The following is a 7,893-nucleotide window of genomic DNA, read 5'->3' on the forward strand; positions in this document are numbered from 1 at the left end:
CGTCGATAAGGGGATGGCATCGGTATGCACCGGCCCTGGGCGGAACTTCGATTCACCGACGGCGCTGAGACTCACGGGGAGACCGCCTATCTCGACCTCGCCTTGGGATCGCGCGCCCGTTCGATCGTCAGGAGGGGCTGCTGGTCCTGTCCCGGCCGGCGCGGATGATCAGGCGTCTCTTGATAGGGATTTCGCGCTGGCAATGGGCCGCTTGCGCGGCTACGCACGGCCTCGCCATTCCAATTCTTACAGTGGAGGCTAGCAAGAAAGGCGCGCGGCCTGCAGGACTTCCGCGACCATGTCTTCTCTGAGCAATTCGACGGGGATACGACCGTCGAGATGAGGCGACGGGCGTATGAGCCACGACCACGCAAGCCTTGGATGCTTTGCCAGAGCAAGCACGTCGGATATTCCTGGGACGGGCCTGCCGTCAACGAACTGGGCCAGTGGGAATACGTGCCTGCCAAGGCCCTTGCGCAAGGCAATGACCTGGTTGCGCCGCTGCCAGCGATGCAACGTCGATCTTGGGATCTGCAGGTTTGCTTCGAGGTAGGTTGGCCCGGCAACCGGACCTGCCCAGTCTTCTACCCGCATTGACCCAAGGTCGCCCCGTCGCTGTTGCGTCAGATCAGCTTCAGAGCTCCGGGCCGCATTCACCGGCGTCAAGGGTGGATCCTTCTCCGCGGAAAGTTGGGCTCCCCTGACTGCGGAACCATGAACAAGCGCAGTCTTCCGCTTCAAGTCTGTCGAGGGCTCGAAGTAACTGATATGGAGTGCTTCGTGCGCGGCGCTGTTGCCCTCGGCGCCCGATCGCGCCTTCAACCCGTCGATAACCTGCCTGATGTCTTCGGCCTGGCACTCAAAGATCACCATGTAGGACCATCGATGCGAACCCAAATCTCCTTGGAGCTCGGCGCAACGCAAACGTTGAGCGCTGACAATTCCCGGAACCTGCAGCGCGTCGTCGAGACGCGCGTCGGAGCACCAGTCGTTGCATTCGTCTTCGCACCCGGTCACAACATTGTTGAGCACGATCAGTTTGCAGTCCTGCACGAAACCGCTCCGCTATTGATTTGATTTGCCGACGCGTCCGAAGCTGTCCAGAAAGGCCATGAACATCCAGCCGCCTGTTGCGTAGTCATGGCGAGCCCCGCCAAATGACTACGTCAGAACGAATTGAGTTGCTCGAAATCCGCAACGCCGTACAGAACTTAGGAAGGTAGTTTCAAATAGTATAGGCAATGGATTTTCTGAATTACACGGATCATATATTAGTGTCATTTTATCATACCACAGCAGAGACTGAGCTATTAGTGACACACGATATCGGTGATAAGTTTCCAGCCTATTTCAGCTTTTTTCCGAATGTTTCCGCAAAAACCAATTTTGTAACGAAGGGTTTCCTTACCGTCTTGGCGCGGGCATCGGTTACCTGCAGGGACGGCCAGTCATGGTCATGGCTCACCGCACGTGAAGCGTTGCCGTAGCGGGATCACAAGGCAATGCGGCGGAGGGCGAGGGATGAGCTACCCCTCCCCTTCGATCTCAACACGCCTATCAATCCATTTTTGACAGGAAATCGCCACGGTGTCTGCCAGCCTGGTGGCTGCCGTCCCTGGCGAACGCTCGGTCTGCCTGCCGTGCCGCCCCGAATGCGATGGAGGTTTACTGAAGTTCCGGGGAGTGGGGCCATTCCATCGCCACCTCATCGAGGATGACAGGGGCCAACATCGCCCTCATAGTCGAGGTGCGGACCGATAGTCTTCAGTCGAGCAACGAAGTGTCTTTGGGCGGCTGACGTGGCGGGCATGGTCACCACCGGGGCCGCTCCCGTCTGTTCGTTCAAGCCACGCCACGGGGTCCTCGAATGGATCGGATCTGACCCAGACCGCCTTCGCCTTGCGCGGTCCGCCGCGCTCCCGAACAATCCGGCCTGGCACGAAGCCCCGCCGCAAAGGCCGGGACTTCGCCATGTTCAGATTCGGCACTGCGTGGCATCTCTGCCGCATGCGGCACGCTACGCTCTGGCCGGTGCCTTGCGCGCTTTATTCGCCGGCGACTTGATCGACGCCGCAGTTGTCGTCGCTGCCGCCGCGCGAGCAACCCGTTTTGGCTTTTCTGCCGGGGCAGGTGTAGGCGTCGCCGCCTTGCGACCGAGCCCTATTGATTTCGCCAATGCCGAGCGAGTGGCCGCGTAGTTCGGCGCGACCATCGGATAATCTGCCGGCAGGTTCCATTTCTGGCGGTATTCCTCGGGGCTCAGATTGTAGTGAACTCCGATATGGCGCTTCAGGGATTTGAACTTCTTTCCATCCTCCAGGCAGATGATGAAGTCTGGCGTCACCGACTTCCTGACCGATACCGCCGGTTCCTGCTTGGCCGCGGGTTCCGTCACCGGTGTGCCGAGCCCTTGCAGAGCGGCATGGATATCGCCGATCAGTTTAGGCAATTCGCCGACCGGCAGGGGATTGTTCGATACATAGGCGGCGACGATGTCAGCCGCGATCGACACGGTATCCGATTGGCTGAGTTGTTCGGGAGCGGTGGTCATACAGTTTTCCTCTTATTGTATCGGACGGTTCTAACGAGTTTGATTTCCCCATGCCGCCAATGACAAATAGTGCTTTTCCTTGTAAAATCCACACTTCGTTCCAACATCAATAAGAGTAAGCTTCGCTTTCCTGGTTCTGATCGACTGCGGATAAGCTTGCCGATCTGTCTGGAAGCGAGGAGCTTCCCCTGACTTCCCCGCGATTGCCGCCTGTGCGGAGCAGCGCTGCCGCCTGGCAAAGCGGCCGACCGCGGCAATGGTCGCGATCCACGTCCATCGGACTCGCCCGACAGTCCGGCTCCGCGCGATGGCATTGGCCTCCATCACTCCCGCGCTCACGCGCCGCCCAAAGGTGGTCCGGGGACATGCCTTCGGCTTTGATGGAAAAGGAGGGAGCACAATGAACCCACCATCAACAGCGAGCCCCACAGCCAGCAGCAGGCAGCTTCCGGCGGTCTTCACGTCGGCATCTCGCGTGGCGATCGGATCGGACGAGTCCCCGGGATGGTTCTTGCGTCCCGAGCGAGCCTTGTGATGCCATGAAGCAGCAGCGGGGGCGGCCATGCCGAGGAAATGTCGAAGGGATATCTATTGCTGCAATTGCGACGTACGCGCCAATGCCGCCCCAAAGCCGGCAAGTGAAATCTGAAAGGTGAGTGGCTGGCCGCTGGTTTCGACCGTGACCCGCGCGGCGAGCCTTGTTCCTGCTTCCAGCGCTTTGATGCTGGCGTCGTTGAATTGCACGGCGGCAATGCATCCTGTCGCGACGCAATGGGTGAACTGAAGCTTTGAGGCAGGATCATGCATGTCCACCTGCAATACGAGCCCATCCGCGAGCCGTATCCCCAGGGGCAACAGAACATGTCCCAACACACCGCCCTCAGACGGGAGCAGGTCTATTGCAAATCCAACCTGTTCAGTAGCCTGGTTGGTCAGGACCTGGTTAAATGTGCAGATCTTTTCGTTCCTGATAATCCTGCACTGAACAGTCCAGGCGCCGTAGACCTCGGAGATGGACGTGGCCCCATTTGGGAGCACCGGAGTACCCTGCGGCGGTGCCGGCATGTCCTGACGGATTGCTGGTTCGCGTTGGTTGTTGTTGGGCGCCTGAGCGAGAAACCAACCCCCGTCGCGTCTCTCGCCGTCATCAGTGCCGCTTTGCCGCGCGGAGACGGTCAGGCATGAAGCGGCAAGCAGCACACAACAGGCCAAGAAGCATCTTGGCAGCCAAAGGCACGACATCACTTTGGCAATCCTGCTGGGAGGCCACGACTGGCCCGGACCGGGCCTGGAGAAGCTGAGACTGTTGGTCTGACACTATTGGTGTGGAGCGTTGTCTGCTGGTGCCCCCGGTGTTTCCGACCCTTGGTTCGGGCCGACCATGAGCACAGCATGTGACGCCCAGGGACGATGCCGGGCGCCCTGGCAACTATCGCCGTTCCGGCCCTCATTTGTAGATGAACCCGATCGTTCCATGGTATTTTTGATCTGGAACCTTGGCATCGCCCCCACCGTATAGTCTGTTCACCTCGCCCATGAACATTGCAGCCGTGTCACCTGCGGCGCTGAAATTGTCATCTGGCTTGGACAGGTCCTTGGCAGGCACTGGACGCACCAGGTACGGCGTCACGATAATCACGAGTTCTGTTTCATTGCGCACAAAGTCCCGGCTGCGAAACAGCGTCCCAAGCACCGGAATCTTTGAAAGTCCGGGGTATCCGCTCACCGCCTGGCGAACGTCATCGCGCACCAGTCCTGCAATCATCATGGCCCCACCGGACGGCAGTTCGACCGTCGTATCGGCCAGGCGTTTGCGAATGGACAGAATGTTCGAGCCTGGGGTGTAGCTTTTGTTGCCGCTGTCATCGACGGTACTGCTACCGGAGGTCGAAACAGATCCTTCGAGTGTCGGCTCGGACACCTGCGTTCGGATCTTGAGGCTGATGCGGCCGGCGGAAAGCACGACAGGCTGAAATTCGAGTCCAATGCCGTAGTCGACCTTTTCAACGGTGTAGTCGGTCTTCCCATCGCTGGTGGATGCATTGGTGACAATGTTGTACTCCCCGCCGACCCGAAAGGTCGCCTTCTCACCTGAAACCGCGGTCAACGTCGGTTCGGCGAGCGTCTTCATGACGCCAGCCTGTTCCATCGCGTTGACCGAGGCGTCCAATGCCGAGGTGCTGATGCTGAAGCCCGAGTTTGAAAGCGCTTTTCCAAGACCGTAGGGGTTGTCGCTGATGGCACCCCAGCTGATACCGTTGCTGGTGCCTGAAGCACTCAGATTTACGCCGAGTTGCTTCACCACCGCGCGGCTGACCTCTGCCACCGTCACCTTCAGAGTAACTTGATCCTCGCCGGATATGGAAAGCAGGTTCACGATCTTGCCTTCTCGCCGTTCGCTGTCCGGATTGTTGATGGTCGCTCCACCGTCCGCGGACCCGCCGACCGCGGTCTGTGAATATTGCCCGGTCGTCGCTTCGCCGCCGCTGACAAATATCGTTGCGAGACTGACGGCACGGGAGGCGTCCAAGGGTGTCTCGACATTTCCGCTAAGAACAACGTTGTCGTTCAGAAGTTCGACGGTGATCTTCGAGTTGGGGATGAAGCGCTTCAAATAAGCCTCCAACCCTGTCACATCCCGTTCGACGACCAGATTGATATTGGCGACTTGTTCTTGATTGGCGCCGAACACGAAGATGTTCGTGTCACCAACCTGCTTGCCAAAGAGGTACACGCGCCGCGGTGTACGCATGACAGCATCAGCAACGGAAGGATTGCCGACCAGAATGTCGCTGGCGTCCGTCGGAATGTCTAAGACCAGAGCCTTGTTGAGGCCAAGCTTTATGCGTTCGACACCGCTTGATACGTGCCTCTCCACAGGTTTGTTGTCTGCAGCTTTAGCATTTGTCAGGCCCGAGACCCAAAATAGATCTCCGAAGCCAAGTGGCGCTATTAACGAAAGTGCTATGCGCGTCGACCGCGAAGGAAAAATGTCTTTCGCAGTTCTGGCTGTTCTGTCAGGATAGCGCATGAGCCCCCGCTTCGTGATATTCAGAACTTTCTGAACAGGCGACGAAGTGATTCCATGCCTAGATTCGCTTAGGAAATTTTCCCGGTTATTTCCGTACGTATCCGAATGTTTCTGCCGACCCGTTTTTTGTGACGATGCGTTTCCGGTTCCGTCCAAGGATGCTTGCTCGGAGGCCAGCCAACAGATCCGCCCACAACCAGGAACCGCGCGGCAACCGGGACGCGGCAATGCCGCCAGCAACGGATGGCGCGCGTTGGACGCCGCGACGACCGTGGCATTTGCTAATCGGCGGGTGAGAACACCGGTTTGTCCTTCCACAAGGTGCCCGCGATCATTTCCGAGTACCCGATGTTGAAGACCGCGCGCATGTACTCGGTGTTGAAAGGGTCAAGCACGGAGTAGCTGAGCTGCCTGTCGATCGAGGCCACATGGAAATGGATGCCGGTGCGCTGCGCGTACATGTAGCTTGCCAGCAGCGCGCTTCGTGTTTGCGATTTGATTTGAATCGCGTAGGCGCGCGCCATGACCGAGAGCGTGCTGTTCGTCACAGTGGAAAACTCGGGCATCAAGGCATTGTTGACGAGCACATACATGTTGAGCCGGATTCCTGGTCGCGCTTTCGCCAGCTTTGCCGACGTCATGAAGCTTTCCGGGACCGTCAGGATCTGAGACCCTGAGCCACCGTCGGAGTGCATTTCCTCAAAGGTGCGCTTGCCGGAATGAGCCTTTATCAGAACAGCGGGGTAGACCCCCGGAATGCTGGCCGAAGCCATCAGGACGTCCTGGAACAGCCTCAGCGAATTGGGCTCGCCGCTGTTCGCGATCGCGCCCATATCCCAAACGACTGCACGTTGGGAATCCAGATTGGAGGTCAACACGAGCAGCCGGCGGCCCTTTCGGTGCTCGGCGGCGACAGCCTTCAGGACATCCCTGGTTACATGGGTTTCAATCAGCCTGCGAAGCGGCTGCTGTTTCAGAAGACTCGTTCCCAGGAGCCCCCTTGGCAACCACTTCGCATCGACAAGATCCTTGGCGACACCGCTGGTATAGAGATCGACAAGAACATCATCGTAGGAAGATCCAAGAAAGGCATAGGGTGCGATGAGAGCCCCGGTGCTGACGCCGCTTACGATGTCGAATTGCGGCCGCCTGCCGGTCTTGGACCAGGCTTTCAGGACACCAGCGCTGAACGCTCCGCCTGATCCACCACCGGAAATGACGAGATAGTTCATCTCGGTCCTCAACGAAGAAGATTTTCGCGGCGGTGGCTCGGCCAGCGTGTCGGACTGCGCGTCCAGGTTCATGCGTATCTGGTGAAAGCCGTTGACTTCGGCAGTTCCTGCATCTTCGGCCCGATAGGGGATGCGTTGACTGGACACGCACCCAATCAACGCAACGGACAACAAAACCTGAAGAACGATCTGAGCGCCGATGACCTGACGGCGGTTGTGCGACGAACACCCAACGGGTTTGGGTACAATCGTGTCACTGGCCATGTCGTGCGGACTTGTGTCGCGTTCGCCGGAAGTTTGTTCGATGTCATGACGAGACCGTCGTCCCGGTCGATCCACGCGTTTGCGCGCACCGTCATCCGGGATTTGTCGAGACCGCGCCCACCGGAACATCATGGGGCGCTCGGATCGTCGGCCCAAAGCGGCGATTGACACGGAACGGAATTTGCCTTCGTCACAACCTCTCCGCCACGCTCGTTTTGCGCTCTCTTGTTCTCTTCGCCGCGGGTCTTTTCGCTTCCTGCGGCTTTAGTCCCAGGCCGAATTTCTTTGCCAGGAGCGAGCGCGATGCAGCGTAGTTTGGAGCGACCATCGGATAGTCGGAGGGCAGGCCCCATCTTGCGCGATACTCGTCCGGCGACAGGCCGTAGCTCACGCGCAGGTGGCGCTTCAGGGATTTGAACTTCTTGCCGCTCTCCAGCGAGATGATGAAATCCGGCGTGACCGACTTCCTGATTGGAACCGCTGGCTTCAATGGCTCCATCTCGGCCTGGGTTGAATGATCGGATCGCAGCAGATCGAAGGACTGGTAGATCTGGTTGATCAAGGATGGAAGTTCGCTTGCAGGAACAAGGTTGTTCGAAACATATGCGGAAACTACCTCTGCCATGAGTTTCATTATTGCGTCTTTCGAGCCGTTGTCGGCCATTTCTCTCTCCTCTGATTGACGGTTCATTTTGTTCACTGCACTACGGCTTTCGACGCCAGCCTTGGGCCGGTCTTGACGTCGATGATCTCGGGTGTGGTGGTGTCGACGACGCCGTCCCAGCCGCCGCCGAGCGCCTTGTTGAGGGCGATGT

The 7,893-nt window shown here is 58.5% G+C and carries 6 protein-coding genes; all 6 read right to left on the minus strand.

All coding sequences use genetic code 11. From position 1 onward, the window contains the following. Positions 1-258: 258 nt before the first annotated feature. A complete protein-coding gene (locus tag NR193_RS30740) occupies positions 259-1,053 on the minus strand; it encodes an antitoxin Xre/MbcA/ParS toxin-binding domain-containing protein (RefSeq protein WP_256754424.1) in 795 nt (264 codons plus the stop codon). Between the two features lie 964 nt (positions 1,054-2,017). Continuing rightward, positions 2,018-2,551, minus strand: a complete 534-nt coding sequence (locus NR193_RS30745) for a MucR family transcriptional regulator (RefSeq protein ID WP_256754425.1) — start codon at positions 2,549-2,551, stop codon at positions 2,018-2,020. A gap of 588 nt (positions 2,552-3,139) precedes the next feature. Beyond that, positions 3,140-3,751: an invasion associated locus B family protein gene (locus NR193_RS30750; RefSeq protein WP_256754426.1), complete on the minus strand. Its 612-nt coding sequence runs from the start codon at positions 3,749-3,751 to the stop codon at positions 3,140-3,142. Positions 3,752-3,998: 247 nt separating this feature from the next. After that, a complete protein-coding gene (locus NR193_RS30755; RefSeq protein ID WP_256754427.1) occupies positions 3,999-5,582 on the minus strand; it encodes a type II and III secretion system protein family protein in 1,584 nt (527 codons plus the stop codon). Positions 5,583-5,863: 281 nt separating this feature from the next. Continuing rightward, positions 5,864-7,078: a patatin-like phospholipase family protein gene (locus NR193_RS30760; RefSeq protein ID WP_256754428.1), complete on the minus strand. Its 1,215-nt coding sequence runs from the start codon at positions 7,076-7,078 to the stop codon at positions 5,864-5,866. Between the two features lie 190 nt (positions 7,079-7,268). Further along, positions 7,269-7,742, minus strand: coding sequence for a MucR family transcriptional regulator (locus NR193_RS30765; protein WP_256754429.1), 474 nt, complete (start codon positions 7,740-7,742; stop codon positions 7,269-7,271). Positions 7,743-7,893: the final 151 nt, after the last annotated feature.

It is taken from the genome of Mesorhizobium sp. Mes31, assembly GCF_024519675.1.
Lineage (GTDB): Bacteria > Pseudomonadota > Alphaproteobacteria > Rhizobiales > Rhizobiaceae > Mesorhizobium.

Bases quoted from the DNA above. Each gene is read 5' to 3' on its own strand.
- NR193_RS30745 (WP_256754425.1), bottom strand. From the start codon at position 2,551: ATGACCACCGCTCCCGAACAACTCAGCCAATCGGATACCGTGTCGATC.
- NR193_RS30755 (WP_256754427.1), bottom strand. From the start codon at position 5,582: ATGCGCTATCCTGACAGAACAGCCAGAACTGCGAAAGACATTTTTCCT.
- NR193_RS30760 (WP_256754428.1), bottom strand. From the start codon at position 7,078: ATGGCCAGTGACACGATTGTACCCAAACCCGTTGGGTGTTCGTCGCAC.
- NR193_RS30765 (WP_256754429.1), bottom strand. From the start codon at position 7,742: ATGGCCGACAACGGCTCGAAAGACGCAATAATGAAACTCATGGCAGAG.